The 26575-nt window shown below is 62.9% G+C and carries 32 protein-coding genes; 14 read left to right on the top strand and 18 right to left on the bottom strand.

All coding sequences use genetic code 11. From position 1 onward, the window contains the following. Window positions 1–43 precede the first annotated feature (43 nt). Window positions 44–574, bottom strand: a complete 531-nt coding sequence (rplS, locus tag ACU5AZ_RS11525) for a 50S ribosomal protein L19 (RefSeq protein WP_446822516.1) — start codon at window positions 572–574, stop codon at window positions 44–46. 275 nt (window positions 575–849) lie between these two features. On the opposite strand from rplS, the gene ACU5AZ_RS11520 reads away from it, so the two are divergent. Further along, window positions 850–1593 carry a sulfite exporter TauE/SafE family protein gene (locus ACU5AZ_RS11520; protein WP_446822515.1) on the top strand — a complete coding sequence of 248 codons (744 nt, stop codon included), beginning with the start codon at window positions 850–852 and terminating at the stop codon, window positions 1591–1593. Here ACU5AZ_RS11520 and trmD read toward each other — a convergent pair. After that, window positions 1578–2267, bottom strand: coding sequence for a tRNA (guanosine(37)-N1)-methyltransferase TrmD (gene trmD / locus ACU5AZ_RS11515; protein WP_446822514.1), 690 nt, complete (start codon window positions 2265–2267; stop codon window positions 1578–1580). The genes ACU5AZ_RS11520 and trmD overlap by 16 nt on opposite strands. Then, a complete protein-coding gene (gene rimM / locus ACU5AZ_RS11510) occupies window positions 2264–2836 on the bottom strand; it encodes a ribosome maturation factor RimM (protein ID WP_446822513.1) in 573 nt (190 codons plus the stop codon). The genes trmD and rimM overlap by 4 nt, the downstream gene beginning before the upstream one ends. Before the next feature lie 121 nt (window positions 2837–2957). Between rimM and ACU5AZ_RS11505 the strand changes: the two genes are divergently transcribed. Continuing rightward, window positions 2958–3323 (top strand): YigZ family protein, encoded by a 366-nt coding sequence (locus ACU5AZ_RS11505; RefSeq protein ID WP_446822512.1) that lies wholly within the window; start codon window positions 2958–2960, stop codon window positions 3321–3323. A gap of 60 nt (window positions 3324–3383) precedes the next feature. Here the strand turns inward: ACU5AZ_RS11505 and rpsP are convergent, their stop codons facing one another. From rpsP to ACU5AZ_RS11480, 5 genes are all read right to left on the bottom strand, one after another. Next, window positions 3384–3758, bottom strand: coding sequence for a 30S ribosomal protein S16 (gene rpsP, locus ACU5AZ_RS11500; protein WP_446822511.1), 375 nt, complete (start codon window positions 3756–3758; stop codon window positions 3384–3386). A gap of 52 nt (window positions 3759–3810) precedes the next feature. Next, window positions 3811–4119 (bottom strand): chorismate mutase, encoded by a 309-nt coding sequence (locus ACU5AZ_RS11495; protein ID WP_446822510.1) that lies wholly within the window; start codon window positions 4117–4119, stop codon window positions 3811–3813. Between the two features lie 12 nt (window positions 4120–4131). Continuing rightward, window positions 4132–5697: a signal recognition particle protein gene (gene ffh, locus ACU5AZ_RS11490; RefSeq protein WP_446822509.1), complete on the bottom strand. Its 1566-nt coding sequence runs from the start codon at window positions 5695–5697 to the stop codon at window positions 4132–4134. A 219-nt stretch (window positions 5698–5916) separates the two neighbouring features. Next, the gene (locus tag ACU5AZ_RS11485) at window positions 5917–6348 is read right to left on the bottom strand and encodes a DMT family transporter (RefSeq protein ID WP_446822508.1); all 432 of its coding nucleotides are present in this window, start codon (window positions 6346–6348) and stop codon (window positions 5917–5919) included. Continuing rightward, on the bottom strand, window positions 6345–6839 hold the full coding sequence (locus ACU5AZ_RS11480) for a DMT family transporter (RefSeq protein WP_446822507.1): 495 nt from the start codon (window positions 6837–6839) through the stop codon (window positions 6345–6347). The genes ACU5AZ_RS11485 and ACU5AZ_RS11480 overlap by 4 nt, the downstream gene beginning before the upstream one ends. A gap of 289 nt (window positions 6840–7128) precedes the next feature. Here ACU5AZ_RS11480 and ACU5AZ_RS11475 point away from each other — a divergent pair, with 289 nt between their 5' ends. The 6 genes from ACU5AZ_RS11475 to ACU5AZ_RS11450 all read left to right on the top strand — a co-directional run bounded on the left by ACU5AZ_RS11475 (window position 7129) and on the right by ACU5AZ_RS11450 (window position 13280). Then, window positions 7129–8124: an MBL fold metallo-hydrolase gene (locus ACU5AZ_RS11475; protein WP_446822506.1), complete on the top strand. Its 996-nt coding sequence runs from the start codon at window positions 7129–7131 to the stop codon at window positions 8122–8124. Between the two features lie 76 nt (window positions 8125–8200). Continuing rightward, on the top strand, window positions 8201–9109 hold the full coding sequence (gene dapF, locus ACU5AZ_RS11470; RefSeq protein WP_446822505.1) for a diaminopimelate epimerase: 909 nt from the start codon (window positions 8201–8203) through the stop codon (window positions 9107–9109). Next, window positions 9106–10380, top strand: a complete 1275-nt coding sequence (mtaB, locus tag ACU5AZ_RS11465; RefSeq protein ID WP_446822504.1) for a tRNA (N(6)-L-threonylcarbamoyladenosine(37)-C(2))-methylthiotransferase MtaB — start codon at window positions 9106–9108, stop codon at window positions 10378–10380. The genes dapF and mtaB overlap by 4 nt, the downstream gene beginning before the upstream one ends. A 23-nt stretch (window positions 10381–10403) precedes the next feature. Further along, window positions 10404–11978, top strand: a complete 1575-nt coding sequence (gene ftsY / locus ACU5AZ_RS11460; RefSeq protein ID WP_446822503.1) for a signal recognition particle-docking protein FtsY — start codon at window positions 10404–10406, stop codon at window positions 11976–11978. Window positions 11979–12048: 70 nt separating this feature from the next. Beyond that, on the top strand, window positions 12049–12693 hold the full coding sequence (locus ACU5AZ_RS11455; protein ID WP_446822502.1) for a septation protein A: 645 nt from the start codon (window positions 12049–12051) through the stop codon (window positions 12691–12693). Then, complete coding sequence (locus tag ACU5AZ_RS11450) at window positions 12690–13280, top strand: DUF2585 domain-containing protein (RefSeq protein ID WP_446822501.1); 591 nt, start codon at window positions 12690–12692, stop codon at window positions 13278–13280. The genes ACU5AZ_RS11455 and ACU5AZ_RS11450 overlap by 4 nt, the downstream gene beginning before the upstream one ends. A gap of 4 nt (window positions 13281–13284) precedes the next feature. Here the strand turns inward: ACU5AZ_RS11450 and ACU5AZ_RS11445 are convergent, their stop codons facing one another. The 5 genes from ACU5AZ_RS11445 to ccmA form a co-directional block, all read right to left on the bottom strand. Continuing rightward, the gene (locus ACU5AZ_RS11445; RefSeq protein WP_446822500.1) at window positions 13285–13902 is read right to left on the bottom strand and encodes a DsbE family thiol:disulfide interchange protein; all 618 of its coding nucleotides are present in this window, start codon (window positions 13900–13902) and stop codon (window positions 13285–13287) included. Between the two features lies 1 nt (window position 13903). Beyond that, window positions 13904–14074 (bottom strand): heme exporter protein CcmD, encoded by a 171-nt coding sequence (gene ccmD, locus ACU5AZ_RS11440; RefSeq protein WP_446822499.1) that lies wholly within the window; start codon window positions 14072–14074, stop codon window positions 13904–13906. A gap of 13 nt (window positions 14075–14087) precedes the next feature. Continuing rightward, a complete protein-coding gene (locus tag ACU5AZ_RS11435; RefSeq protein WP_446822498.1) occupies window positions 14088–14849 on the bottom strand; it encodes a heme ABC transporter permease in 762 nt (253 codons plus the stop codon). 69 nt (window positions 14850–14918) lie between these two features. Beyond that, entirely contained in the window at window positions 14919–15578 is a 660-nt protein-coding gene (gene ccmB, locus ACU5AZ_RS11430) for a heme exporter protein CcmB (protein ID WP_446822497.1), read from the bottom strand. Window positions 15579–15759: 181 nt separating this feature from the next. Next, window positions 15760–16401 carry a heme ABC exporter ATP-binding protein CcmA gene (gene ccmA, locus ACU5AZ_RS11425; protein ID WP_446822496.1) on the bottom strand — a complete coding sequence of 214 codons (642 nt, stop codon included), beginning with the start codon at window positions 16399–16401 and terminating at the stop codon, window positions 15760–15762. A 288-nt stretch (window positions 16402–16689) separates the two neighbouring features. On the opposite strand from ccmA, the gene acnA reads away from it, so the two are divergent. Then, on the top strand, window positions 16690–19377 hold the full coding sequence (gene acnA, locus ACU5AZ_RS11420) for an aconitate hydratase AcnA (RefSeq protein WP_446822495.1): 2688 nt from the start codon (window positions 16690–16692) through the stop codon (window positions 19375–19377). 133 nt (window positions 19378–19510) lie between these two features. On the opposite strand, the gene ACU5AZ_RS11415 is transcribed toward acnA, so the two are convergent. Beyond that, the gene (locus tag ACU5AZ_RS11415) at window positions 19511–20044 is read right to left on the bottom strand and encodes an SRPBCC family protein (RefSeq protein WP_446822494.1); all 534 of its coding nucleotides are present in this window, start codon (window positions 20042–20044) and stop codon (window positions 19511–19513) included. Beyond that, the gene (locus tag ACU5AZ_RS11410; RefSeq protein WP_446822493.1) at window positions 20041–20409 is read right to left on the bottom strand and encodes an ArsR/SmtB family transcription factor; all 369 of its coding nucleotides are present in this window, start codon (window positions 20407–20409) and stop codon (window positions 20041–20043) included. The genes ACU5AZ_RS11415 and ACU5AZ_RS11410 overlap by 4 nt, the downstream gene beginning before the upstream one ends. A 266-nt stretch (window positions 20410–20675) precedes the next feature. Between ACU5AZ_RS11410 and ACU5AZ_RS11405 the strand changes: the two genes are divergently transcribed. Further along, on the top strand, window positions 20676–21557 hold the full coding sequence (locus ACU5AZ_RS11405; protein WP_446822492.1) for a GGDEF domain-containing protein: 882 nt from the start codon (window positions 20676–20678) through the stop codon (window positions 21555–21557). Window positions 21558–21560: 3 nt separating this feature from the next. Here the strand turns inward: ACU5AZ_RS11405 and ACU5AZ_RS11400 are convergent, their stop codons facing one another. Further along, on the bottom strand, window positions 21561–22019 hold the full coding sequence (locus ACU5AZ_RS11400; protein ID WP_446822491.1) for a cupin domain-containing protein: 459 nt from the start codon (window positions 22017–22019) through the stop codon (window positions 21561–21563). Between the two features lie 208 nt (window positions 22020–22227). On the opposite strand from ACU5AZ_RS11400, the gene ACU5AZ_RS11395 reads away from it, so the two are divergent. Both ACU5AZ_RS11395 and ACU5AZ_RS11390 read left to right on the top strand, forming a co-directional pair. Then, window positions 22228–22962 carry a DUF1223 domain-containing protein gene (locus ACU5AZ_RS11395; protein WP_446825994.1) on the top strand — a complete coding sequence of 245 codons (735 nt, stop codon included), beginning with the start codon at window positions 22228–22230 and terminating at the stop codon, window positions 22960–22962. Window positions 22963–23262: 300 nt separating this feature from the next. Then, a complete protein-coding gene (locus ACU5AZ_RS11390; protein WP_446822490.1) occupies window positions 23263–23661 on the top strand; it encodes a DUF2794 domain-containing protein in 399 nt (132 codons plus the stop codon). A 17-nt stretch (window positions 23662–23678) separates the two neighbouring features. On the opposite strand, the gene ACU5AZ_RS11385 is transcribed toward ACU5AZ_RS11390, so the two are convergent. Next, window positions 23679–24509 (bottom strand): aldo/keto reductase, encoded by an 831-nt coding sequence (locus ACU5AZ_RS11385; RefSeq protein WP_446822489.1) that lies wholly within the window; start codon window positions 24507–24509, stop codon window positions 23679–23681. Window positions 24510–24674: 165 nt separating this feature from the next. Between ACU5AZ_RS11385 and ACU5AZ_RS11380 the strand changes: the two genes are divergently transcribed. Beyond that, a complete protein-coding gene (locus ACU5AZ_RS11380) occupies window positions 24675–25181 on the top strand; it encodes a SixA phosphatase family protein (protein WP_446822488.1) in 507 nt (168 codons plus the stop codon). Between the two features lie 7 nt (window positions 25182–25188). On the opposite strand, the gene ACU5AZ_RS11375 is transcribed toward ACU5AZ_RS11380, so the two are convergent. Then, a complete protein-coding gene (locus tag ACU5AZ_RS11375) occupies window positions 25189–25752 on the bottom strand; it encodes a L,D-transpeptidase family protein (protein ID WP_446825993.1) in 564 nt (187 codons plus the stop codon). 136 nt (window positions 25753–25888) lie between these two features. On the opposite strand from ACU5AZ_RS11375, the gene ACU5AZ_RS11370 reads away from it, so the two are divergent. After that, window positions 25889–26572 (top strand): response regulator transcription factor, encoded by a 684-nt coding sequence (locus ACU5AZ_RS11370; protein ID WP_261928461.1) that lies wholly within the window; start codon window positions 25889–25891, stop codon window positions 26570–26572. Window positions 26573–26575: the final 3 nt, after the last annotated feature.

The raw sequence follows: 26575 nt of genomic DNA, 5'->3' as shown, positions 1-26575 counted from the left end.
GATGTTATCGCCGGGCTTTTCAAATTCGGGATTGAACCCGAAATTATTCGGCAGCGCCGTCCTTGGCTGTTTCTGCTGCCGCTGCTGCTTCAGCGGCTTCTGCTGCTGCCTTTTCGGCGGCCAGAGCCTCTGCTGCTGCGATCTTTTCAGCTTCCAGACGTGCCTTTTCCTCGACAACGGCCTGACGCTCGGCTTCGTTGAGCTTGCGGGCGCGGACGTTGGTGTTTTCGGAGATACGGGCAGACTTGCCGCGACGGTCGCGCAGGTAGTAGAGCTTGGCGCGACGGACCTTACCGCGACGGACGACTTCGACGCTCTCGACGAGCGGGGAGTAGACCGGGAATACGCGCTCGACGCCTTCGCCGTAGGAGATCTTGCGGACCGTGAAGCTTTCGTTGATGCCGCCGCCGGAGCGGGCAATGCAAACGCCTTCATAGGCCTGTACGCGGGTACGGTTGCCTTCCGTCACGCGAACGTTGACGCGAACGGTGTCACCCGGGGAAAATTCCGGAAGCTTGCGCTTGGCTTCAATCTTGGCGGCCTGTTCGGCTTCCAACTGCTCGATGATGTTCATCGCTTAAACCTCTGATTTCTTCTAAAACAGCCAGAGCGCTCGACACGGTGTCCCTTGGCACTTGGCCTCCGGACATGCCCTTGCGGGCGGGAGCGGGTACGCGGTTCTTTGTTGCTGGTTTACGGGGTTTTCCCCATGTCCGCGTGGGCCTCTACACGAGAAAACGTCCGTTGTCATCCCCCTGCCCGCCATTTTTACCGTCTGGCGGCCGGAATTGAGCGGTTGCGACGGCTGAAGTGCCGGTCTATTCATCCATGGTCGCATGAGGGGGGATCATGACACTCGTTTCCATCTGCCTGCTGTTTCTCGCCGGGCTCCTGTCGGGCATGGTCAATGCCATTGCCGGCGGAGGCACGTTCCTGACCTTCGGCGCCATGACGCTGGCCGGCCTGCCGCCGATCACGGCGAACGCCACCTCCTCGATCGTGCAGTTTCCCGGCTATATCACCTCGGCGCTCGCCTATGGGCGGGAGATCCGCGGCATGTGGCGGGCGGCCATCATCCTCGGCATCGTCTCGGCCGTCGGCGCGCTCGGCGGCTCGCTTCTTCTCCTGTCGCTGTCGAACCCGTCCTTCCGCAGCCTCGTACCCTGGCTCCTGCTGGCCGCCACCGCACTCTTCGCTGCCGGCCCGAAACTGAAGCCGAAGACGGAGAAGGAACATCCGCCGCACAATGCCAAGGGCATCGTCAGCCAGTTTTTGACCTCCATCTATGGCGGCTTCTTCGGCGCCGGCATGGGCATCATGATGCTCGCATCGCTGAGCATCGCCACGGGCGGCGACTATCATCGGCTGAACGCGCTGAAGAACTTCCTGTCGATCGTGATTGCCGCCATCGCCATCATCGTCTTCACCGCCGGCGGGGCGATCAACTGGCTGTATGCGATCGTCATGCTGCCCGGCGCGGCGCTTGGCGGCTATTCCGGCGTCTGGGCGGCAAAGCGCGTGCCGCAGCACATCCTGCGCTGGCTGGTCGTCGCGGTGGGCCTGTTCCTCGCGGTGTATTACTTCCTGAAGTGACCCGGCAGCAGGTCCGGGCGACGTTCTTCCGTCAGCTTGCGGGCTTCCGCCTCGCGCCACTCGGCGATCTTCTTGTGGTTGCCGGACGTCAGCACCTCCGGGATCTCACGACCTTCGAATACCTGTGGGCGCGTATAGTGCGGATGCTCCAGCATGCCGCCCTCGAAGCTTTCATGCGTACCGGATTCGTCATTGCCCATGACGCCCGGCAGGATACGCACGACGGCATCGAGCAGCGTCAGGGCCGCCGGCTCGCCGCCCGACAATATATAGTCCCCTATGGAAACCTCTTCGAGCTGCCGCGCGTCGATGACGCGCTGGTCGACACCCTCGAACCGGCCGCAGACGATGACCACGCCTTCACCGGCCGCAAGTTCGCGCACGCGGGCCTGCGTCAAAGGCTTGCCACGCGGGCTCATCAGCAGGCGCGGTCTCGTATCACCGGCAATCGAATCGATGGCTATCGCCAGCACATCCGCTCTCAGCACCATGCCCGCGCCACCACCGGCAGGCGTATCGTCGACGCTGCGGTGCTTGTCGGTGGCGAAATCGCGGATCTGCACTGCCTCCATCGCCCATTGCCCGCGCTCCATCGCCTTGCCCGCCAGCGAATGGCCGAGATGACCGGGAAACATCTCCGGATAGAGCGTGAGAACGGTGGCCTTGAACGTCATTCGTCGTCCCTTGAGGGGCGGCGCTTGCGGCTGCCGGGACCGTCACCGTCCGTATCCACCAGACCGGCGGCGATCGGGTCGATCAGAAGCCGGCCGTCCTCGAGATCGATTTCGAGAACAGCGGCTTCGGAAAACGGAATCAGCACCGGCCGCTTGCCCGGACCCTTGACCTCCAGCAGGTCGCCGGCGCCGAAATCGAAGACCGCGCTGACAGTGCCGTAGGAGGTCCCGGTGTCGTCAACGACCTCGAGGCCTTCGAGATCCGCATAGTAGAACTCGTCGTCGTCGAGTTCCTCGTCCGGCAGGTTCTCCCGCTCGATATAGAGTTCCAGGCCGTTCAGCGCCTCGGCGGTGTTGCGGTCGTTGATGCCGCGGAACCGCACGATCGCGACGTTCTTCGCCGATCGGATCTCGAGCACCTCGAACACGCGGCCGTCCTCGGCATGCAGCTTGCCGTAATCGCCAAGCGACAGCGGATCGTTGGTGTAGGACTTCACGCGCACTTCGCCGCGGATGCCCTGGGCACCGCCGATCGTCGCCATGAGAACCGGATTTGTCAGCTTCGCCATGAAGCCCCCTTCATTCTTAAATTTCCGCCTCTCTTAATCCGAGCGCCCACCGCTTCACAAGGAAAACCGTATCGGGGCGGGAGAGTTGCACAGGCGAGCGGCGGGCCTTATGCCGGAAGACATGCTCGTTCTTGAAAACATCATCACCGATCGCGGCTCGAAATACGCGGTCTCCGGCGGCCCCTGCAAGTCGGCGGAAGAGGCCAAAGCTTTCATCGCCGAACTGAAGCGCAGCAAGAAATTCGCCAAGGCGACCCACAACACCTGGGCGCTGGTCTGCGCCGACGGGGCGATCAAGGCCGACGACGGCGAGAGCGGCGCCGGCATGATCATCCTGCAGATGCTGCAGCACGAAAACCTCACCGACCACATCGTCGTCGTCACCCGCTGGTATGGAGGCAAGCATCTGGGTGGCGACCGCTTCCGTCACGTGCAGAACGCCGTCCGGGCCTATCTGACAGAACTTGGCACCGGCTCGCAAAAATAAAGGCTCCCCCGCACAAGGCGGAGGAGCCTCCATTCGAAAAACCTGGAAAGGTCGAAAGGCTTACTCGGCAGCAGCTTCCGCAGCAGCGGCAGCGGCTTCGGCAGCCTTCATTTCCTTTTCCTTCTGGCGCTCGACAGCCTTCTTGCCCGGCTTTGCCTTTTCCGGGTTGCTGCGGGCGTCGCGCTTTGCCAGGCCGGCTTCGTCGAGGAAGCGCAGAACGCGGTCGGTCGGCTGTGCGCCCTGCTCGATCCAATGCTTGACGCGGTCGCCGTCGAGGCTGATGCGCTCGGCATTGTCCTTGGCCAGCATCGGGTTCCAGTGGCCGATCTTTTCGATGAAGCGGCCGTCGCGGGGCGAACGGGCGTCAGCGACGACAACGTGGTAATACGGGCGCTTCTTGGAGCCACCGCGGGCGAGACGAATTTTCAGTGCCATTTCATTTCTCCTTCAAGGCATGTCTGACCGCTTCGTTTGAGCGGCATGTTGGTTACTTGCCGTTATGTTCGGCAGCGATTGCTTCATGGTGCCGGATCACTTCCCTGATGATGAAGTTCAGGAACTTCTCGGCAAAGTCCGGGTCCAGATTGGCCTCCTTGGCGAGCCTGCGCAGGCGGTCGATCTGGTATTCTTCGCGCGCCGGATCAGACGGCGGCAATTCGTGCGTGGCCTTCAGAACGCCCACAGCCTTCGTGCAGGCAAAGCGTTCGGCCAGCATGTGAATGAGCGCCGCGTCGATGTTGTCGATCGACTGGCGGTACTTTGCGAGCTGGTTTCTGATTTCGGAATCGGTCGTCATTCAGTTACCCTCTCACTTCTTCTTCGGCAGGCCGGGAAGGCCCGGGAGACCGCCACCGCCAAGTCCGGGCAGCTTGCCGCCGCCGAGACCGGGAAGGCCACCCGGAAGTCCACCCATACCTTTGCCAAGACCGGAAGCTTCGGCCTGCTTGGCCAAGGCTTCGAGCTGCTTGGGATCCATACCGGACAGGTCCGGCATGCCGCCGCCCATCATGCCGCCAAGGCCCATTTTGCCGGCAAGACCGCCCATCATCTGCTTCATCATGCCACCGCCCTTGCCCTTGCCGCCCATGGCTTTCATCATGTCGGCCATCTGGCGGTGCATCTTCAGAAGCTTGTTGATGTCGGCGGCGTCGGTGCCGGAGCCGGCTGCAATGCGCTTCTTGCGCGAATGCTTCAGGATGTCAGGATTGGCGCGCTCGGCCTTGGTCATCGAGGAGATAATGGCGAGCTGGCGCTTGAAGACCTTGTCGTCGAGGCCGGCGGCAGCGATCTTGTCCTTCATGCCCGACATGCCGGGCATCATGCCCATGATGCCGCCCATGCCGCCGAGCTGCTGCATCTGCTTGAGCTGTTCGGAAAGGTCGTTCAGGTCGAACTTGCCCTTGGCCATCTTCTGGGCCATGGCCGCCGCCTTTTCGGCGTCGATCGTCTCGGCGGCCTTTTCGACCAGCGAAACGATGTCGCCCATGCCGAGGATGCGGTCGGCGATCCGGCGGGGATGGAATTCCTCCATCTCGTCCATCTTTTCGCCGGTACCGATCAGCTTGATCGGCTTGCCGGTGACGGCACGCATCGAAAGCGCCGCACCGCCGCGGCCGTCGCCGTCCATGCGGGTCAGCACGAGACCGGTGATGCCGACGCGCTCATCGAAGTTGCGCGCGAGATTGACGGCGTCCTGACCGGTGAGGCTGTCGGCAACCAGCAGGATTTCGTGCGGGTTGGACTTCTTCTTGATGTCGGCCATTTCCACCATCAACGGTTCGTCGATGTGGGTACGGCCGGCGGTATCGAGGATGACGACGTCATGGCCGCCGAGCTTGGCGGCCTGCACGGCGCGCCCGGCGATCTCCGTCGGCGACTGGCCGGCAATGATCGGAAGCGTGTCGACGCCGGCCTGAACGCCGAGCTGGCGAAGCTGCTCCTGGGCTGCCGGACGGCGCGTGTCGAGCGAGGCCATCAGGACCTTCTTGCGCTCGCGGTTCGTCAGGCGCTTAGCGATCTTCGCCGTGGTCGTGGTTTTACCGGAGCCCTGAAGGCCGACCATCATGACGACGACCGGAGCGGCGGCATTGAGATCGATCGTCTTGCCTTCGGTGCCGAGCATCTCGACCAGCTCGTCATGGACGATCTTGACGACCATCTGCCCCGGCTTGATCGACTTCAGCACGGCGGCGCCGACGGCCTTCTCGCGCACGCGGTCGGTAAAGGAGCGCACGACTTCGAGCGCGACGTCGGCTTCGAGCAGCGCGCGGCGGACTTCGCGCAGCGCTGCCGAGACATCGCTTTCCGACAGGGAGCCACGTCCGGTCAGTCCATTCAGAATGGCGCCAAGACGGTCCTGGAGGTTTTCAAACATCAGCTCTTCCTTTTCGCATCCGGGGGAATCGGTTCCCGGAAACGTGGTTTACCGTGACGCGTAAAACAAGGCGCAAAGCCAAAAAGCACCCGAGGGCGCAACGCGCTGTCGGGTGTTGACCTCCGGGATCTCTTTATACCTTCACGGGTCCCGGTCGGCGGCTTCAAGCTTGTCACTTGTCAGCAGATGGCGCGGGTAAACAGGAAATGCCGCAGAAAGTCAAGGCTTGCCGCGCTTCTGGGTCAAAAGCACGCCGGCGACGATGAGGACGACCCCGAGGCCTGCCGCCCAGAAGGCCGGAGGATGACCGCCGGCCGCATCGAAGGCGATGCCCGAGACCATCTGGCCGGCAATGACCAGAAGCGCCGTGTTGGCGGCGCCGATGCGGGCGATGAGCCAGCTGCCCGAGGCGACGAAGATGACACCCAGCGGCCCGCCGATATAGGCATAAAGCGGCGCGTCCGCAGCGCCCGGCAGGAAAAGCTGTCCCAAAAGCAGGCCGACGACAGTCAGGAAGACGAAGCCGACAAGGTGATTCCAGAACGAGGCGATCAGCGGCGAGGTCGAAAGGCTCAGCCGACCGTTGACCTGGCGGCTGACGACCACCAGCATTCCGGCGAGGATGGCAAGCAGGACGGGCAAGATCGTCATACAGCCCTCACCCCGAAGACAATGATGAGGAGGCTTCCGGCGGAAATCAGCACCACGGACAGGATATCGCGAAGGGTGATCCTGCGCGCCGCCATACCGAAGAGCCCCCAATGGTCCGAGGCGAGGCTGAACACCACCTGCCCGGCAAGCCCGAGCGCCAGCGTCCCGGTCAGCGCAATGGGTGAATTGACCGTGATACCGCTCAGCATGACGGTGACCGCTCCGGAAAGCCCTCCGAGATAGGCCCAGAGTGGCGCCCGGCCGGCCGTCGTGGACGTCTCAGGCCGCGGCCAGCGTCCGCGATTGAGCATCAGCAGGTAGACAACCGCCGCAATCGTGCCGGTGCCATGCGCGCACCAGGAGGAAAAGAGCGGCCCGCCGAAATGCGCGAGCTCGGCATTGAAATGGATCATCAACGTCAGAAGCCCGCCGGATGCGAGGGCGGCAAGGATGTGGAGCGGGCTCATCCGCCCGATAGCGATGTTGGTCATCGGCAGGTCACCGGAGGAAGAAGAAGACAGGAAGGCGATTTGGCTGCAAACTGCCTTTCCCGACGTCACAACACAAGCCGGAGAAGAGGAAGCAAGCGCAGGCCGGATTTAAAAGACAGGAATATCAAAAACTTACACAGCACGCAGCCGACGCATAAATTATGCGGCCGCGACCGGAGACCACGCCGCATGCCGTAAGGCGCATGCCAATAATCGATCAGCTGATTGAAAGTTGCCGTGGAGAGTCCCAGTTTAACGCATTGACGACAATGATATGGCCGGATCTTTCATGCCCAAGAACCCCTATTACGCCGGTCCTGTGTCGGACCATTTCGACGGAACCCGCTTCTTCAATCCGGACGGCGTCGAGCCCGGCGGGCTGAGCGCGCTTCTGAAATGGCAATTCTGGGAAAGCCGCTCCAAATGGCCGGAGAGCCTCGAAAGTCCCTTTCCCCGCAGCCGGCCCGCGGCCAGGATCGACGGCGACGCGCTTCGCGTCACCATGGTCGGTCACGCCACCTTTCTCATCCAGGTTGCCGGCCTCAACATCCTGACTGATCCCGTCTGGTCGAAACGGGCAAGTCCGCTTTCCTTTGCCGGGCCGAAGCGCGTCGTCGAGCCGGGCATCCGGCTGCAAGACCTGCCGGATATCGACATCGTCCTCGTCACCCACAACCACTACGACCATCTCGACATCGCCTCGCTGCGCAAACTCCATCAGGCCCACGCACCGCACATCGTCACGCCGCTCGGCAACGACGCCATCATCCGCAAGGCAGCGCCAGCGGCGAAGCTCAGCGTCATGGACTGGGGCGACCGCCTCGAGCTCCCTAATGGCGTCACGGTGGATGCCGAACCCTGCCACCACTGGTCGGCCCGCGGCATGGGCGACCGGCGCATGGCGCTCTGGGCGGCTTTCGTGCTGACCACGCCCGCCGGCAAGGTCTACCACGTTGGCGACACCGGATTTCACGACGGCATCAACTATCGTGCGGCGGCGGACAAGCATGGCGGCTTCCGGCTCGCTAACCTGCCTTTCGGCGCCTATGAGCCGCGCTGGTTCATGAAGGGCCAGCATCAGAACCCGGAAGAGGCCGTCAAAGGCATGCAGCTCTGCAACGCCGCCCATGTCGCAGGCCATCACTGGCGCACGTTCCAGCTGACCAACGAAGCGATCGAGGCGCCGAAGCAGGCGCTCCACCATGCCCTCGACGAAGCCGGCATCGCCCGCGAGCGCTTCCGGCCCATGCACGCCGGCGAGGTCTTCGACGTACCGATGGCCTGAACAGCCGCGAAATCACTGGAAATCGGCGATGATATCCGCCATATACAGGCCGAAATCCAACAGGTTCCGGTAAACGATGACTGACGACCGCGTAGAATTTGCGAAGATGAACGGGCTTGGCAACAAGATCCTCGTCGTCGACATGCGCGGCCGCAAGGATCAGGTGACGCCAGAGGCCGCGATCGCGCTGAATGCCGATCCCGACACCCGTTTCGACCAGATCATGGCGATCCATGATCCGAAGGCGGCCGGCACCGACGCCTGGATCGACATCCTGAATTCCGACGGAACCAAGGCACAGGCCTGCGGCAACGGCACGCGCTGCGTGGTGCAGGCGCTCGCCGCCGAAACCGGCAAGAAGGCCTTCACCTTCCAGACGGTCGCCGGCATCCTCAATGCGCGCGAACACGAGGACGGGCTGATCTCGGTCGACATGGGCCAGCCGGTCTTTGCATGGGACAAGATCCCGCTCGCCGAGGAATTTCACGACACCAGCCGGATCGAACTGCAGATAGGGCCGATCGACAATCCCGTGCTGCATTCGCCTTCGGCCATGTCGATGGGCAATCCGCACGCGGTTTTCTGGGTCGACCGCGACGTCAACTCCTTCGATCTCGAGCGCTTCGGGCCCCTGCTCGAAAACCATCCGATGTTTCCGGAAAAGGCAAACATCACCATTGCCCAGGTCACGTCGCCGACGACGATCACGACGCGGACGTGGGAGCGTGGCGCCGGCCTGACGCTTGCCTGCGGATCGGCCGCCTGCGCCACCGCCGTCTCCGCCGCGCGCACCGGCCGCACCGGCCGCAAGGTGACGATCACGGTTGCGAGCGCCATTCCGCCGGGCGTGCTCGAACTCGAATGGCGCGAGCGCGACAACCACGTGATCATGACCGGCCCGGCCGAATGGGAATGGTCCGGCGCCGTCAGCCCGAAGACCGGCGACTGGTCGCGCGAAGCCGAAAGCGGAGCCGAGGCGCAGTGAGCGGCGTCGAGGTCATAACCTTCGGCTGTCGTCTCAATACCTATGAATCCGAGGTCATGAAGGCGGAGGCCGAAAAGGCCGGCCTGAACAATGCCGTCCTGATCAACACCTGCGCGGTGACGGGTGAAGCCGTCCGCCAGGCACGCCAGGCAATCCGTCGCAAGCGCCGCGAACATCCAGACGCCCGCATCATCGTCACCGGCTGCGCCGCACAGACGGAGAAGGACACCTTCGCCGCCATGGCGGAGGTCGATGTCGTGCTCGGCAATGAGGAAAAGCTGAAAAGCGCGTCTTACCGGTCGCTTCCCGATTTCGGCGTTTCGGCGGAAGAAAAGCTCCGCGTCAACGACATCATGAGCGTCACCGAGACCGCGCCGCAGATGGTCCGACACATCGACGGCCACGTGCGCGCCTTCATCCAGGTGCAGAACGGCTGCGACCACCGCTGCACCTTCTGCATCATACCCTATGGGCGCGGCAATTCCCGCTCGGTGCCCATGGGCGCGGTCGTCGATCAGGTTCGCAAGGTCGCCGACAGCGGCTACCGCGAAGTCGTGCTGACCGGCGTCGATGCGACCAGCTACGGCGCCGACCTGCCGGGCGAGCCAACGCTTGGCCTGCTCGCCAAGACGATCCTGAAGATGGTGCCGGAGATCCGCCGCCTGCGGCTCTCCTCCATCGACAGCATAGAGGCCGACCGGCACCTGATGGACCTGATCGCCGACGAACCGCGTTTCATGCCGCACCTGCACCTCTCGCTGCAGCACGGCGACGACATGATCCTGAAGCGCATGAAGCGGCGGCATTCACGCGCCGATGCGCTGGCCTTCTGTCGGGACGTTCGTCGTCTTCGACCGGAGGTGAGCTTCGGCGCCGACATGATCGCCGGCTTCCCGACGGAAACCGAGGACATGTTCGCAAACGCCGAACGCCTTGCCGAGGAGATCGGCGTCGCCCATCTGCACGTCTTCCCCTATTCGCCGCGCCCCGGCACGCCCGCCGCCCGTATGCCGCAGCTCGACCGAGCGCTCGTCAAGGAACGCGCCGCCCGTCTGCGGCTGACCGGCGAGCGGCTGCATGCGGCCCATCTCGACCACCTCGTCGGCAGCCGCCAGACGATCCTCGTCGAAATGAACGGCATGGCGCACACGGAAGACTTCACGCTTGCCGACGCCGGCGAATTTATGCCGCGCGAATTCGTTTCGGTGCTTGTCACCGGCCACAATGGCAAGCATCTTGAAATCAAGACGGTCGCCGCCGCGGCGGCCTGATCATCGAATAACACGGACACTGTATGGCTCTCGGTTTCATCAAGAAGGTCTTCACATTCGGCAAGGACAAGCCGGTTCAGGCGGTCGAAAAGCCGCATGACGAGGTCACCGCCGAAGACGTGCTGGCAGAAGCCGAGGCTGTCACGATCCTCGAAACGCTCGAAGAGACGCCAGCGGAAGCTACTGAAACGCCGGCCGAGGAAACGACACCCCCCTCTGTCCCTTCGGGACATCTCCCCCACATGGGGGGAGATCGGCCGGAGGATGTGGCTACGTCCGAACATCAAGCATCGGAACCGCAGACGCCTTCGGCTGCTGTTGCGGAAGATGAACTGGCTGCCGACCCCGAACCTAAGGAATCACCGGTCGAAGAGGATCTGTCCAACTCGCCAGCCGTCGCGGCAGACGAAGAGCCATTGGCCCCAACGGCGGAAGTGGATGAACAGGCTTCCGCTCCGGAGACTATCGAGGACGAGCAGGACGCCCCCCCTTCGATCTCCCCCCTTGTGGGGGAGATGTCCGGCAGGACAGAGGGGGGTAATGCCGAGGAGGTCGAGGAGACGGACGCAACCTCCGCCGATCTCGAGCCGGCCACACCCGCCACCCCAGCCCTCCCCAAGGGCTTCGCGACCGCCGAGAAGACCGTCCAGCCGGACGCTCCACTCGTGCCGCCGCCGAAGCTTTCCTGGTTCCAGCGCCTGCGCGCCGGCCTCGCCCGCACCTCGCAGCAGCTCTCCGGCCAGATCGCCGCGCTGTTCACCAAGCGCAAGCTCGACGACGACACGCTGCAGGAGCTGGAAGACCTGCTGATCCAGGCCGATCTCGGCGTCGAGACGGCGATGCGGGTTACCGACACGCTCGCCTCGGAACGCTATGGCAAGGACGTGAGCGGCGAGGACGTCTCGCGCATCATGGCGAGCGAGATCACCAAGGTCCTCTCCCCGGTTGCCAAGCCCCTGGCGCTCGACCTGTCGCACAAGCCACATGTCATTCTCGTCGTCGGCGTCAACGGCACCGGCAAGACGACGACCATCGGCAAGCTTGCGGCCAAGCTGTCTGGCGCCGGCCTCAAGGTCATGCTGGCCGCCGGCGACACTTTCCGCGCCGCCGCGATCGAGCAGCTGAAGATCTGGGCCGACCGCACCAAGTCCGGCTTCATCGGCACCAAGATCGGCGCCGACGCAGCGGGCCTTGCCTTCGACGCCTTCAAGCAGGCGAAGGAGAACGGCTCCGACGTGCTGATCATCGACACCGCCGGCCGGCTGCAGAACAAGACCGAACTGATGGCGGAGCTCGAAAAGATCGTCCGCGTGCTCGCCAAGCTCGATCCGGATGCGCCGCACACCGTGCTGCAGACGCTGGATGCGACGACCGGCCAGAACGCCATGAACCAGGTCGAGATCTTCAAGAACATCGCCGGCGTCAACGGCCTGATCATGACCAAGCTCGACGGCACGGCGCGCGGCGGCATCCTCGTCGCCATCGCCGCCAAGCACAAGCTGCCGGTCTATTTCATCGGCGTCGGCGAAGGCGTCGACGATCTGGAGCCCTTCGAGGCGGCGGATTTTGCCGAAGCCATTGCCGGATTGACACCATAATGCCCAAAATGGGCTTCAAGCAGCCCCGCACATCAACCCGATCGAGCGGAGCATCAAGGAAGTGCAGAGCGTGACGAACGTCGAAAACAGGGCCGCAATCAAGGAAAATCCGCTTCTGAAGCTGGCGCTGGAGCTGGGACCGCTGATGGTCTTCTTCTTCGCCAACCTGCGCGGTGCCTGGCTGATCAAGACCTTCCCGGCGCTGGAGGCGCTCGGCGGGCCGCTGTTCGTGGCAACCGCGCTGTTCATGGCCGCCACGATCATCTCGCTCGTCTGCTCGAAGATCATCGTCGGCCACCTGCCGATCATGCCCTTCGTCTCCGGCATCGTCGTCCTCGTCTTCGGCGGCCTGTCGATCTACCTGCAGAACGAAACCTTCATCAAGATGAAGCCGACGATCATCAATACCCTGTTCGGCGTCGTGCTGCTCGGCGGGCTTTTCTTCGGCAAGAGCCTGCTCGGCTACGTCTTCAACGCCGCCTTCGAACTGACCGACGAGGGCTGGCGCAAGCTCACCATCCGCTGGGGCCTGTTCTTCCTGTTCCTGGCGGTGCTGAACGAAGTCGTCTGGCGCAATTTCTCCGACGACACATGGGTTGCCTTCAAGGTCTGGGGCACCATGCCGATCACCATCCTCTTCACCATGGCGCAGATGCCGCTGATCATGAAGCACACGGTCGAAACGAAGGAAGAAGAAACCGGAGCCGCCGAGTGAACGTCACGGGGACCGCGTCCGGGAAGAGCAATTCCGCCAGTTTCTGGTTCGTGGTCTTCCTGGCGCTCATCGCCGCGCAGGCGATCAGCCTCTATCTGATGGGCCGGGTGCCGATCTGCACCTGCGGCTACGTCAAGCTGTTCGAACCGGGTGTCAACACGCCGGGCAATTCCCAGCACATTTCCGACTGGTACACGCCGTCCCACATCATCCACGGCTTCCTGTTCTATCTCGCCGGCTATCTCATCTTCCGCCGCCGGTCGTTCGGCTTCCGCCTGACCTTTGCCGCGGTCGTCGAGATCGCCTGGGAGCTTCTGGAAAACTCGCCGATCATCATCGATCGCTACCGTTCGGCGACAATCGCCAACGGCTATGAGGGCGACAGCATCCTGAACTCGGTGATGGATACCGTCGCCATGGCGATCGGCTTCTTTTTCGCTTCAAGGGCGCCGATCTGGCTCACCGTCCTGATCGCGATCGGGTTTGAACTCCTGACCGGCTGGATCATTCGCGACAATCTCACGCTGAATGTGCTGATGCTCGTCTGGCCAGTCGACGCCATCCGCGAATGGCAGGCGGCACTTTAGGAGGTCAGCTTCCGGCCTTCGCGCTGGCCAAAGCCTTCTCGATTGCCGGAAAAAGCCCTTCCTGCAAGCTGAGATCGTCGAACGGTCCGACACGCTTGTAGACAATCGTGCCGTCGGCGGCCACCAGATAGCTTTCCGGAATGCCATAGACGCCCCAGTCGATCGCCGCCTGTCCCTTGGGATCGACACCGATCGCCGCGAAAGGATTGCCAAGCTCGCCGAGGAAGCGCAGCGCGTTGTCCGTCTTGTCCTTGTAGTTGATCGCCACGACGTTGATCCGCGGGTCGTTGGCGAGCTGCATCAGGATCGGGTGTTCCTGTCGACAGGGAACACACCAGGAGGCGAAGACGTTAACGAGCGTCAGCTTGCCCTTGATGGCGACATCCGTCAGCGCCGGACGGTCGGAACCCTCAAGCGGCGGCAGGTTGAGCGAAGGGGCCCTCGTGCCGATCAGCGCGGACGGAATCGTCGAGATGTCCTTGCCGTTGACGTCCTGGTCGTAGAGCATCTTTCCCGCCGTACCGGCGATGACCGCGAAAACGGCGAGCGGCAGGAGGGCAAGCACATAACGGCTCATGCCCCGCTTCGGCTGCTCGCTGGGGACTTGGGTGTCGTCGGCCATGTCAGCTGGTCTCTTTTTCCTGTTGCGCCGAGCGGCGGCGGATGCCGGCCGCCTCCAGCGCCTTCAATTCACGCTGCCGGGCCCTGCCGTCGACAAAGATCCAGCCGATCAGGATGGCGACGATCGCAACCGTCAGGCCGTAGGCCCAGTAGATGTAGAATGCGTGATCCACCCGAGCTCTCCCGTCAGTTTGCGTTGCTGGCCATACGGGCGGCGATGCGACGCTGGGCCGAGACCCGGCGGCGCCAGATCTCGTTGCGCATCGCCATCAGATGCAGCGTGAAGAACAGGAAGGTGAAGGCGAACGCCATGGTGAACAGCGGCCACAGGAATTCCGGATCGATCGCCGAACCGCCCATCCGCATCACGCTTGCCGGCTGGTGCAGCGTGTTCCACCATTCGACCGAGAACTTGATGATCGGGATGTTGACGAAGCCGATGAGGATCAGCACCGCACAGACCTTCGCCGCCTTGGACGGATCGTCCATGGCGCGGTTGAGCGCGATCAGGCCGAGATACATCAGGAACAGAATGAAGACCGAGGTCAGCCGCGCATCCCACACCCACCACGTGCCCCACATAGGCTTGCCCCAGAAGGAGCCGGTGATCAGCGCGATCAGCGTGAAGGCGGCCCCGAGCGGCGCGGCGGTCTTGTGGGCGACGTCGGCCAGCGGATGGCGCCAGACCAGCGTGCCGATCGCCGACAGCGTCATGATCGTGTAGCACATCATCGACAGCCAGGCGGCCGGCACATGGATGTACATGATCCGGACCGTGTCGCCCTGCTGGTAGTCGCCTTCGGTCGTGAAGCTCAGATAGAGCCCGACGGCCATGAGGACGATGGTGATGACCGCCAGCCACGGAATGAGCCGTGTCGCCAGCGCCAGAAAGCGGGTCGGGTTGGCGAGATCGCCGATCTTGGAAAGAGAGAGGCTTGTTCCGTTCATGGCCGCTTCATACCCCGATACGGGAAGCCCCGCAATTGATCCTGGTCAAGCCTGGCGTTCAAATCCGCGTTAGTCGGAAGCATGCCGGAGCGCCAGCGCCGCGCCAAGCGGACCGATTGCCGCAAAGAACAGCATGATCGCGGTCAGGAACATGAAGGGCGGCAGGAAGGGCGCCGGATCCTCGACCGCCGCATAGGTCGCCGACACCCCGAAGATCAGCACCGGGATCGTCAGCGGCAGCACCAGGATGGAAACGAGCAGCCCGCCGCGCGGCAGCGCCACGGCGACGGCCGCACCGACCGCACCGATGAAGGTGATCGCCGGGGATCCAACCAGAAGCGTGACGAAGGCCGCCGCGATCGCCGTCTCGCTCATGTTCATGAACAGCCCGAGCAGGGGCGAGGCGATGACCAGCGGCAGCACGGTGGCCGTCCAGTGCGCCAGGCACTTGACGAAGACGGTCAGCGCCAGCGGCGTTTCCTGCATGAGGATGAGGTCGAGCGACCCGTCGTCGCGGTCGGCCTGAAACAGCCGGTCGAGGCCGAGAAGTGCTGCCAGCAGCGCCCCGATCCAGATGATCGCCGGGCCGATGCGCGCCAGGAGATTGAGATCGGGGCCGACTCCGAACGGAATGACCGCGACCACCGTCAGGAAGAACAGGATGCCGATCAGCGCCCCGCCGCCGGCCCGGATCGACAGTTTCAGGTCGCGCAGGAAGAGAGCGGTCATCGGAGGCTTCCCTCTGTGAGTGGGGGCGGATACCCCCCTCTGTCGGCTTCGCCGACATCTCCCCCACAAGGGGGGAGATCGGGTGCAGCCGGCATCGCCGCGATCAATCTCCCCCCTTGTGGGGGAGATGCCCGGCAGGGCAGAGGGGGGTGAGCCTCAATGACCATCATCGCTTCAGACATCAAACCTCCTCCTCCAGATACTCGAACCCCTTCATCTTCAGCTCCTTGGTATCCTTGAGCCCGAGCGGCTGGTGGGTGGCGGCGATCACGATGCCGCCGATGGCGAGGTGGGTTTCGACCAGGCGGGCGAACATCCGGTCGGCGCTGGCGTCAAGGGCCGCGGTCGGCTCGTCGAGCAGCCAGACGGGGCGATAGGCGGTCAGGAGCTTGGCCATGGCGAAGCGCCGCTGCTGGCCGGCCGACAGATAGCCGTAGGGAAGATGAAGGATGCCCGCCAGGCCGACGACCTCGGCCGCCGCGCGGATATCGACGCGCATGTTGCCGTCGAAATCGCCCATGAAGGACTGCCAGAAGAGGAGGTTCTCTTCGACCGTCAGTTCCTGCTTCATGGCATTGCGGTGACCGAGATAGTGGCTCGCTTCCCGCAGCGGATGCTCGGTCGAGCCATCAACGCCGGTAAAGACGACGCTTCCGGTCTCCGGCCGAATGAGGCCCGCCAGCACGCGAATCAACGTCGACTTTCCCGAACCGTTCTTGCCGGTCAGAAGCAGGGCCTCGCCGGATTGAAGCTCGAACGCGATGTTGCGGAACAGCAGATCCTCCCCGCGCCGGGCGGAAACATTTTCGACGGTGAGCTTCATGAGCGAAGGCGTATCCTGTCTCGGTCCTGCGGCAAGCAATTTTGCGCATTGCAAAAAATATAGAAATTGACCGCTGAATGGTCTGGCACCTTTCTTAGAAATTATCTATAACGCCCGCAACCACGCCAGCGGCCGGCGTGTTCATTATCCAAGCGCCGAACATGAAAACCTTTCTGGTTCTCACGTGCGGACAGCGGAAATGGTCGCACCCGCATCCCATTTGCGCTTCAAATGCGCCGGGCGTTCGCACGTCAGTTTTGGCTGATCAGACGAAGCGGGGTTCTATCCGTGGCTAAATCACTGGACAGTTTCAATTGTCGCACCACCTTGTCCGTCAACGGCAAGGACTATGTCTATTTCTCGATCCCGAAAGCCGAGGCCAACGGTCTCGCCGGCGTTTCGAAGCTTCCCTATTCCATGAAGGTTCTTCTGGAAAACCTGCTTCGCAACGAAGACGGCCGCTCGGTTACCAAAGCCGACATCGAAGCTGTCGCCGCCTGGCTTGCCAACAAGGGCAAGACGGAACATGAAATCGCCTACCGTCCGGCCCGCGTCCTCATGCAGGACTTCACCGGCGTGCCGGCCGTCGTCGACCTCGCCGCCATGCGTGACGCGATGGTCAACCTCGGCGGCGATCCGGAAAAGATCAACCCGCTCGTCCCCGTCGACCTCGTCATCGACCACTCGGTCATCGTCGACGAATTCGGCACTCCGACCGCATTTGCCCGCAACGTCGAGCTGGAATACCAGCGCAACGGCGAGCGCTACCGCTTCCTGAAGTGGGGCCAGCAGGCATTCGAGAACTTCCGCGTGGTTCCGCCCGGCACCGGCATCTGTCACCAGGTCAACCTCGAATATCTCGGCCAGACCGTCTGGACGAAGGATGAGGACGGCGACACCGTCGCCTACCCCGACACCTGCGTCGGCACCGACAGCCACACCACGATGATCAACGGTCTCGGCGTTCTCGGCTGGGGCGTGGGCGGCATCGAGGCCGAAGCTGCCATGCTCGGCCAGCCGGTCTCCATGCTGCTGCCGGAAGTCGTCGGCTTCAAGCTGACCGGCAAGCTGAAGGAAGGCTGCACCGCAACCGACCTCGTCCTGACCGTCGTTCAGATGCTGCGCAAGAAGGGCGTGGTTTCCAAGTTCGTCGAATTCTTCGGCCCCGGCCTCGACAACATGACGCTCGCCGACCGCGCGACGATCGGCAACATGGGTCCGGAATACGGCGCGACCTGCGGCTTCTTCCCGGTCGACGGCGAAACCGTCAACTACCTGACCATGTCCGGCCGCACCGAAGAGCGCATCGCCCTCGTTGAAGCCTATTCCAAGGCGCAGGGCATGTGGCGCGATGGCGACGGCTCCGATCTCGTCTTCACCGACACGCTGGAACTCGACCTCGGCGACGTCGTGCCGTCGATGGCCGGCCCGAAGCGTCCGGAAGGCCGCCTCGCGCTCGAAACCATCGCGCCGAACTTCGCGACCGCGCTTGAGAACGACTACAAGAAGCCGGGCCAGCTCTCCAATCGCTACGCGGTTGAAGGCACCGACTACGATCTTGGTCATGGCGACGTCGCGATTGCCGCGATCACGTCCTGCACCAACACCTCGAACCCGAGCGTCCTGATCGCCGCCGGCCTTCTCGCCCGCAACGCCGTTGCCAAGGGCCTGAAGACCAAGCCGTGGGTCAAGACCTCGCTGGCCCCCGGATCGCAGGTGGTTGCGGAGTATCTCTCCAATTCGGGCCTGCAGAAGGACCTGGACTCGCTGGGCTTCAACCTCGTCGGCTTCGGCTGCACGACCTGCATCGGCAACTCCGGCCCGCTGCCGGCCCCGATCTCCAAGACGATCAACGACAAGGGCCTGATTGCCGCCGGCGTTCTCTCCGGCAACCGCAACTTCGAAGGCCGCGTCTCGCCGGACGTCCAGGCGAACTATCTCGCCTCCCCGCCGCTCGTCGTCGCCTACGCGCTCGCCGGTTCGGTCCAGATGGACCTGACCTCCGAGCCGATCGGCGAAGGCAAGGACGGCCCGGTCTACCTGAAGGACATCTGGCCGTCGTCGAAGGAAATCCAGGAATTCGTCATGAAGTACGTGACCCGCGAGCTTTACGCGGCGAAGTATGCGGACGTCTTCAAGGGTGACGAGAACTGGCAGGCCGTGCAGGCACCGTCGGGCCAGACCTACACCTGGGACAATGATTCGACCTACGTGCAGAACCCGCCCTACTTCGTCGGCATGGGCATGCAGGCCGCCGGCGTCACCGACATAAAGGGCGCCCGCGTCCTCGGTCTCTTCGGCGACAAGATCACCACCGACCACATCTCGCCGGCAGGCTCCATCAAGGCAGCATCGCCGGCTGGTGCCTACCTCACCGAGCATGGCGTCGGCGTGGCGGACTTCAACCAGTACGGCACGCGCCGCGGCAATCATGAAGTCATGATGCGCGGCACGTTTGCCAACATCCGCATCCGCAACCACATGCTCGGCCCGAACGGCAAGGAAGGTGGCTACACCATCCACTATCCGTCGAAGGAAGAGATGTCGATCTACGATGCGGCCATGAAGTACAAGGAAGAGGGCGTTCCGCTCGTCATCTTCGCCGGCGTCGAATACGGCAACGGCTCGTCGCGTGACTGGGCTGCCAAGGGCACCAACCTGCTCGGCGTCCGCGCCGTCATCGCCCAGTCCTTCGAGCGTATCCACCGCTCCAACCTCGTCGGCATGGGCATCGTGCCCTTTGTCTTCGAGGAAGGCACGACCTGGGAAAGCCTCGGCCTGAAGGGTGACGAGACCGTGTCGATCGAAGGCCTCGACGGCGTCAAGCCGCGCGAGAAGAAGATCGCCAAGGTCACCTATGGCGACGGCACGGTGAAGGATATCCCGATCATCTGCCGCATCGACACGCTCGACGAAGTCACCTACGTCAACAACGGCGGCATCCTGCAGACGGTTCTCCGCCAGCTGGCCGCATAAGACAGACGTCATCCCTCATCCCCGGGCTTGTCCCGGGGATCCAGAGAGACTAGCGAAAAACAAAACCGCCGGGTGAGAGATCACCCGGCGGTTTTTTGTTGCTTATCGCCGTCTCCATTTCCCGGGAAGTGCCTCACTTCGGAATGCGCGCCTCATACTCCTCCCTCAGCGCGAGCCAGTGATCCCAGAAGGGCTCCGGCCGGGTGTCCGAGATCCGGGCGGCGAGGATGTCGAGATGGGCGTGCCAGCCGGCGCCGATCATGACTTCGTTCTTGCGGTCCGAGATGCGCTTGTGAACGAGCGTCAGCAGCACTTTGTCGCCTTGCGGGTCGAGGTCGATCACCACCTCGCCGCGTTCGCCCCAGGCAAAGGCCAGCCGGTAGGGCGCATGCAGTTCGGTGATGCGGGTCTCCATGCTGTGCTCGTCGCCGAAATCGGCCGGACGGTTGCCCGGCGGATCGGTCAGCTCGTCGTTGCGCCAAGTCAGCTTGAAGGGCGCGCCGACCGCCATGCTCATCTCTCCGCCGGCAAGCCACTGGCGGCGCTTGTCGCTGTCGGTGAGATAGGCCCAGACCCGCTCGACGGGTCCGGGAAGCAGCCGTTCGATCTTCAGCGTCGCGGGCTCGGCCAGTGTGCCGTAGCCATCCAGGGTGAGGGTATCGGTCATTCTCTCTCTCCTTTTTCGGGATCGTTTGCCTTGCGCTGGTCTTCATCGCGCAAGAGCTGCTCGAGCATGTCGAGGCGGCCGGTCCAGAAGCGCTCGTAGACGCTGAGCCATCGGCTGGCGGAGGCGAGCGGGCCTGGATCGAGACGGCAGAGATGGACCCGCCCGCGCACCTCGCGGCGAATGAGTCCGGCATTTTCCAGCGCCTTGATGTGCTTCGACGCGGCGGCGAGCGACATGGAGAAGGGCTCCGCGAGCTGGCTCACGGTCTTCTCGCCATCGATCAGGTCGCCGAGCATCCGGCGACGCGTTGCGTCGCCAAGGGCGTGGAAGATGATATCGAGCTCAGGATCTTGTTGCTTAACCATGCGGTTGAATATACATGGCCGCAGAAAATAGTCAACCACATGGTTTAATATCAATCACAGCGCCGCCGCTGCCCTTGCCGGATGACGGCTGTGGACGAATATGCCGGATGGCGCTTGTCGTTAAAATTTCCGTTCGCTTATTAGCAATTCGGTAAATACCGGCCCCTAGTTTGGGCCGGCGACAGGGCTTGGGACAGACAATACGGGAAGGTCACTCACCGATTATGCCAGCTTTGAGTTCTGTCACGCGGATTCTTCGCAAGTCATTGACGCTGAAGATATTCGTCACCTGCTTCGCCTGCATTCACCTGCCCCTGATTGCCGCCGTCGCCTATCTCTCCTTCGGCTTTGCACTGGATACGAAAAGCATCCTCATACTGCTGACGGCCGCCACGCTCGTCGGCACGGTCTCCTGTCTCGTGATCCTCAATATCTATCTGCGTCCCCTGCGCGCCATGGCCTCGGCGCTGCGCGCCCATCAGCCCGGTGGCGCGCCCTGGAGCCCGTCATGCCCCGGCAGGGAGGACGAGATCGGCGTCCTTTCAGATGCGATCGACGCGATGACCCGGGACATGGGCGCGACGGTGAAAAGGCTCAGCCGGCAGGCATTGTCCGACGATATGACCGGCCTCGGCAATCGCCGGTGGCTGACGGAACGGCTGGAGGAGGAAATCGCCAAGGCGGGACGGAGCGGCAAGCCGCTGTCCGTCGTGCTGTTCGACCTCGACAACTTCAAATCGATCAACGATCGCCACGGGCACGACGTCGGCGACAGCGTGCTGGTTGCGACCGGCGAGGTCTTGCGCACCTGTCTGCGCAGCTTCGACATCGCGGCCCGCATCGGCGGCGAGGAATTCTGCATGGTGCTGCCAGATACACCGCTGGACGAGGGCTGGCAGATCGCCGAGCGTGTCAGGAAAGCGATGGAGAATCTCAGGCTGGAACCGCTTGCGCGCGGCGGCATCACGGCGAGTTTCGGAGTCAGCGAAACACGCGGAACCGAATGGCTGCGGGATGTCTTCAAGCGCGCCGACGAGGCGCTCTACAGCGCCAAGGCAGCCGGCCGGAACCGCACCCTGCGGGCCCGGCCGGCGGAGCAACGTTCACCCATGGCCGGGACGGACAAGGTGCAATACCCCGAAGCATGACCGCTAGGGGGTTATGGGATTTCCCGCCCGGTCGGTCAGAACTTTCCGGCCGTCCGTTTTCGTCAGCAGCCGGTCCTTGGTGGAATAATGCACGATATCATTCTGGGACCGCGTCCCAACGACAAGATAGCGCGCATCGGCGGTCGACCGGTTTTCCAGCCGGTGGCCGAGCGCAACGCCGGCCTTGAAGGTCGCAGCATCCCCGGGCCTCATGACTGTCTCCGTGTCACCCTCCAGCAGCACCACCTCGCCTTCCAGCATATAGACGAATTCATCTTCGCACTCATGCCAATGCTGGTGGGAGGATTTCGAACCCGGCGGCAGCACCTCGAGAAAGGCGCCGAACTGGGTGAGGCCCCCAGTGTCGCTGAAGAGCGCCGCCCAATAGGTGCCAAGCTCCGGATCGGAATTGGATGGGTCGGGACGCTCAACTATGGCGTCGGCCAGTCGGATGACGGGCATGGCAGCTCCTCTGTATTCTCGTGGGAACATGACTTCCCGTCGAGGCTCGCCTATCCAGCTCAGGTACGCAAGGGAGTGCGTGCCTTGGCGATCGATATTCACTCTCGCCACGCTCACCCCAAAGTGAATTCCTGTTGAAGCGCGCCTTCACTATGTTCAGGATAATCACTCGGATAGAAGAGGCGGCGCCATGCCCGCCTCACAGGGAATGAACATGAAAACGATCATGACTGCACTGACAGCGCTGCTGCTGTCGGGCGGACTGGCAAATGCCGACGGCACGCCGAAAGGCGTCGTGGAACTCTTCACCTCTCAAGGGTGCTCCTCCTGTCCGCCTGCCGACGCGGCGCTCGGCAAGCTGATCCAGCAGGGGGACATTGTCGGCCTGTCCTACCATGTCGACTACTGGAATTCGCTCGGCTGGCCCGACACGATGAGCGCACCGGCCTTTACGGCTCGCCAGTACGGCTACGCGAAGACGCTCGGCCGCAGCGGCGTCTACACGCCGCAGGCGGTCCTCAACGGACGCGACCACATCATCGGCTCCGACGTTGCCGGCATCAACGCGCGATTGACGAAGCAGCAAGCCGATGGCGACGGCATGACGGTTCCCGTCCGCGCGGCTATGAACGGCAACGAACTCGATATCGAGATCGGCAAGGGCACCGGCAAGGCCGACGTCGTGGTGGTCTACTTCAACGACAAGCGCACAGTCGACATCAAGGCCGGTGAAAACAACGGCCGGACGGTGACCTACTGGCACAGCGTGACGGACGTGCAGACCGTCGGCATGTGGAATGGCAGCGACCTGAAGATCAGCCTGCCCAAGAGCGTCTTCAAGAACGTCAAGGGCAATGGCTGCGCAGTGTTGCTGCAGGAATATGCCGAGGACGGCACGCCGAAAGCCATACGCGGCGCGACCACCGTGATGGCGAAGAACTGACCTGTCATGTCTTTGGAAAGGTTGCCACCGGTCTCCGGAAAGGAAGTGGTCCGGCCTTGGCTCATTTTGGGGCTGGGGTTGGGGGCAATGAACCAGGACCGGACCATGATTGGCGCTAGGGCGCCAGGCAACGATCACACTGTCACCCGGAAATGCGGCTGAGTTTTGACTGAAATGCGGCGCGTGCGGGATTAATGGCCCGCAACCGGCGCTACCCGGCGGAACCATCGCTCCCCTTGCATTTTGCGACATCTGGGGCAAACTGACATGACGTTGTCATGTTCATGCTGCGGGAGAGATATGACTGATTCGACAGAAAGGCCTTACCGCTCGGAGAACGTGTCGGGCACTTCGCCGATCGTTGTCGATCTCCAGGAGTACCGCAAGGCCAAGGATTCGCTGCCTGTCACGTTCCACCGCCGAGAACTCGATCTCATCCTCAGGATCTACGGCCGCATGGTCGGCGAGGGCGAATGGCGCGACTACGCGATCGATCACCTGAAGGATCGCGCGGTCTTCTCCATCTTCAAGCGATCCGGCGAAATGCCGCTTTACCGCGTCGAGAAGAACCCCAAGCTTGCAACAAAACAGGGCGCATATTCGGTGATCAACACCGACGGCCGCATCCTCAAACGCGGCCATGAATTGCAGCAGGTCCTCAAGGTGTTCGACAAGGTCCTGAAGCTCGTGGACAAGTAGCCGCCGTCTCCGGCAGATCAGAACGTCGCGGTCACCGGATCGGGCCCGATCCGCGCGGAAGCCGAATCGAGACCGTCCAGCGTCGCCATGTCGTCGGCATCCAGCGAGAAGTCGAAGACCCGGAAGTTTTCCGCGATTCGATCCGGATTGACCGACTTGGGGATGACGACCAGTCCGTTCTCGATATGCCAGCGGATGATGATCTGCGCCGGCGTACGGCCGTGCTTCTTGGCGATGCCGGCGATCGTGTCGTTCGACAGCAGCTTGCCCTGACCCAGCGGGCTCCAGGATTCGGTCGCTATACCGAGGGCGGAGTGCACATTGCGCAGCGCACGCTGCTGGAAATCCGGGTGCAGCTCGACCTGGTTCAGCACCGGGGTGACACCGGTTTCCGAAATGATCTGCTTCAGATGCTCGGCACCGAAATTGGAAACGCCGATCGAACGGACGCGGCCTTCCTCCTTCAGCTTGACGAAGGCCTTCCAGCTGTCACCGAAGAGACCGCGATGCGGCGACGGCCAGTGGATGAGATAAAGGTCGACATAGTCCGTCCCGAGCCGCTTCAGGCTTTCGTCGAAGGCCTTCATAGTCGAATCATAGCCCTGGCGGTCGTTCCAGAGCTTGGTCGTCAGGAAGATCTCGGAACGGTCAACGCCCGAAGTCCGGATGCCCTCGCCGACGCCGCGCTCGTTCTCATAGACCGCCGCCGTATCGACATGGCGATAACCCGCCCCTATCGCCGCACGAACCGCAGGCGCCGCGGTCTCGTCCGGTGTCTGCCAGACGCCGAGGCCCACCTGCGGAATGGAATTGCCATCGTTGAGCGCGATTGTTGGTTGACTGCTCATGCTGATCCTCCAGATTGTCTCTTGAGTTTTCCACCGGATCGGCGGCACCGGCAGTCGGAATGACGCCGGCAAGGAATTCAAGTCGACCCTATACCTAGGGCAAGACATGAATTTGATAACCCCTGCCGCACATCCTTCGGGCCGAGCCCAAGAGAGAGGTATGATATGCCACGTCTGATGCTGTTGCGACACGCCAAGTCCGCCTGGCCGGATGGGGTGGACGATCACGACCGGCCACTGGCCCCCCGTGGCCAAAAGGCGGCGCCCGCAATGGGCGCATATATGGCAAGGGAAGGCCTGGTACCGGACCGGGTTATCGTCTCGACGGCTCTGCGCACGCGCCAGACCTGGTCGCGGGTTCAGGCCCATGTGGCGAAAGATGCGGACGCCGGGTATCTCGGCGACATTTACGAAGCGCCGGCCGAACGCATTGCAGACGTCATCCGAAGCCAGACATCAAGGTGCACCACTCTTCTGGTGATCGGGCACAATCCGGGACTTCAGGATCTGGCGCTGGCGCTCCTTCGCGACGGCGAGGACACGGGTAACCTCGCTCGCAAGTTCCCGACCGCTGGCCTAGCCGTCATCGACTTCTCCGAGGCGGACTGGTCGGGCCTCACCCCGAAGAGCGGCCGGCTGGAGCGGTTCGTCACGCCCCGCAGCCTCTCCTAGGCGTCGCTCAAAGGACCTTCACGATGGTTCCATAGCGGGCAATGGACAATAGCTTACGCATGTCCGTGAGGCTGACCGCCACGCAACCCTCCGTCGGACGATATCCGGGGCGGGCGAGATGCAGGAAAATCGCCGATCCCCCGCCACGCCGGCGTGAGCGAACGTTCCAGTCCATCACCAGGCAGACGTCATAGAGGTGATCCTCCCGCATCAACGTTTCGTGGCTCGCCGGAAACGGAGCATTGACGAGACGGTTATAGGCGGGATGGTTCGGCGCATCGCACCACAGCATGCCCGGTTTCAGCGCAATCAGCGGGAGGCGCGTCGCGGGCCGCATGATCCGGTCGGCCCGGTAGAAGCCGTACAGAAGCCGCATCGCCGCCCGCGGCGTCTTGCCGTCGCCTTCCCGCTTGCCACTTCCGATCCCGGACCGCCCAAGCGCGGTCGGGATGGTCAAATGCTCCAGTCGCAGGAGGCCGCGCCGCTCGTCCAGCGGGCTCCGCCGAACGGCGATCACGCTGTTTTGTCTTGGCTTTATCATTCCGCCGGCTGTATTGACCCGTTTGTTCACAGACTTTCGCCCTTGCTGGCTCTCCAATCGGGACAGGCATTTTGCCTTATCCCGGAAAAACCGGTACACCATTCCCTGATTTGCCAGAACGATTTTTCGTCCGGCGGTCAGCCATTGCTCGAGAAAAGGCACACGCATGACAGCCCGTACCATCTTGCTGGTCGATGACGATGACGATCTCAGGGAGACGCTGACGGAACAGCTCTCGCTCTATGACGAATTCAACATTCTTCAGGAAGCGACGGCAACCAAGTGTATCCAGACCGCGCGCGCCAACCCGGTCGATCTTCTGGTCATGGATGTCGGCCTGCCGGACATGGACGGCCGCGAGGCGGTGAAGCTCCTGCGCAAGGGCGGCTTCAAGGCGCCGATCATCATGCTGACGGGCCACGACACCGATGCCGACACGATCCTGGGCCTGGAAGCTGGCGCCAACGACTACGTCACCAAGCCGTTCCGTTTCGCCGTGCTGCTTGCCCGCATCCGTGCGCAGCTTCGCCAGCACGAGCAGAGCGAGGACGCGACCTTCAACATCGGACCCTATCTGTTCAAGCCGAGCCAGAAGCTTTTGACGGACGAAGCCGGCAAGAAGATCCGGCTGACGGAAAAGGAAGCCGCGATCATCCGCTTCCTCTATAGGGCCGAGCAGAAGGTCGTCACCCGCGATGTGCTGCTGGAGGAGGTCTGGGGCTACAATTCCGGCGTGACAACCCACACTTTGGAAACCCACGTCTACCGCCTGCGCCAGAAGATCGAACGCGATCCGTCCAATGCGGAAATTCTCGTAACCGAAAACGGCGGTTACAAGATCGTACCGTAGGAT

The organism is Rhizobium sp. PAMB 3182 (assembly GCF_052908355.1).
This window is presented reverse-complemented; position numbering and strand designations above follow the sequence as displayed.

Coding starts and splice junctions, on each gene's coding strand:
- rplS (WP_446822516.1), bottom strand. CDS start 574: ATGAACATCATCGAGCAGTTGGAAGCCGAACAGGCCGCCAAGATTGAA.
- ACU5AZ_RS11520 (WP_446822515.1), top strand. CDS start 850: ATGACACTCGTTTCCATCTGCCTGCTGTTTCTCGCCGGGCTCCTGTCG.
- trmD (WP_446822514.1), bottom strand. CDS start 2,267: ATGACGTTCAAGGCCACCGTTCTCACGCTCTATCCGGAGATGTTTCCC.
- rimM (WP_446822513.1), bottom strand. CDS start 2,836: ATGGCGAAGCTGACAAATCCGGTTCTCATGGCGACGATCGGCGGTGCC.
- ACU5AZ_RS11505 (WP_446822512.1), top strand. CDS start 2,958: ATGCTCGTTCTTGAAAACATCATCACCGATCGCGGCTCGAAATACGCG.
- rpsP (WP_446822511.1), bottom strand. CDS start 3,758: ATGGCACTGAAAATTCGTCTCGCCCGCGGTGGCTCCAAGAAGCGCCCG.
- ACU5AZ_RS11495 (WP_446822510.1), bottom strand. CDS start 4,119: ATGACGACCGATTCCGAAATCAGAAACCAGCTCGCAAAGTACCGCCAG.
- ffh (WP_446822509.1), bottom strand. CDS start 5,697: ATGTTTGAAAACCTCCAGGACCGTCTTGGCGCCATTCTGAATGGACTG.
- ACU5AZ_RS11485 (WP_446822508.1), bottom strand. CDS start 6,348: ATGACGATCTTGCCCGTCCTGCTTGCCATCCTCGCCGGAATGCTGGTG.
- ACU5AZ_RS11480 (WP_446822507.1), bottom strand. CDS start 6,839: ATGACCAACATCGCTATCGGGCGGATGAGCCCGCTCCACATCCTTGCC.
- ACU5AZ_RS11475 (WP_446822506.1), top strand. CDS start 7,129: ATGCCCAAGAACCCCTATTACGCCGGTCCTGTGTCGGACCATTTCGAC.
- dapF (WP_446822505.1), top strand. CDS start 8,201: ATGACTGACGACCGCGTAGAATTTGCGAAGATGAACGGGCTTGGCAAC.
- ftsY (WP_446822503.1), top strand. CDS start 10,404: ATGGCTCTCGGTTTCATCAAGAAGGTCTTCACATTCGGCAAGGACAAG.
- ACU5AZ_RS11445 (WP_446822500.1), bottom strand. CDS start 13,902: ATGGCCGACGACACCCAAGTCCCCAGCGAGCAGCCGAAGCGGGGCATG.
- ACU5AZ_RS11435 (WP_446822498.1), bottom strand. CDS start 14,849: ATGAACGGAACAAGCCTCTCTCTTTCCAAGATCGGCGATCTCGCCAAC.
- ccmB (WP_446822497.1), bottom strand. CDS start 15,578: ATGACCGCTCTCTTCCTGCGCGACCTGAAACTGTCGATCCGGGCCGGC.
- ccmA (WP_446822496.1), bottom strand. CDS start 16,401: ATGAAGCTCACCGTCGAAAATGTTTCCGCCCGGCGCGGGGAGGATCTG.
- ACU5AZ_RS11415 (WP_446822494.1), bottom strand. CDS start 20,044: ATGACCGATACCCTCACCCTGGATGGCTACGGCACACTGGCCGAGCCC.
- ACU5AZ_RS11410 (WP_446822493.1), bottom strand. CDS start 20,409: ATGGTTAAGCAACAAGATCCTGAGCTCGATATCATCTTCCACGCCCTT.
- ACU5AZ_RS11400 (WP_446822491.1), bottom strand. CDS start 22,019: ATGCCCGTCATCCGACTGGCCGACGCCATAGTTGAGCGTCCCGACCCA.
- ACU5AZ_RS11395 (WP_446825994.1), top strand. CDS start 22,228: ATGAACATGAAAACGATCATGACTGCACTGACAGCGCTGCTGCTGTCG.
- ACU5AZ_RS11390 (WP_446822490.1), top strand. CDS start 23,263: ATGACTGATTCGACAGAAAGGCCTTACCGCTCGGAGAACGTGTCGGGC.
- ACU5AZ_RS11385 (WP_446822489.1), bottom strand. CDS start 24,509: ATGAGCAGTCAACCAACAATCGCGCTCAACGATGGCAATTCCATTCCG.
- ACU5AZ_RS11380 (WP_446822488.1), top strand. CDS start 24,675: ATGCCACGTCTGATGCTGTTGCGACACGCCAAGTCCGCCTGGCCGGAT.
- ACU5AZ_RS11370 (WP_261928461.1), top strand. CDS start 25,889: ATGACAGCCCGTACCATCTTGCTGGTCGATGACGATGACGATCTCAGG.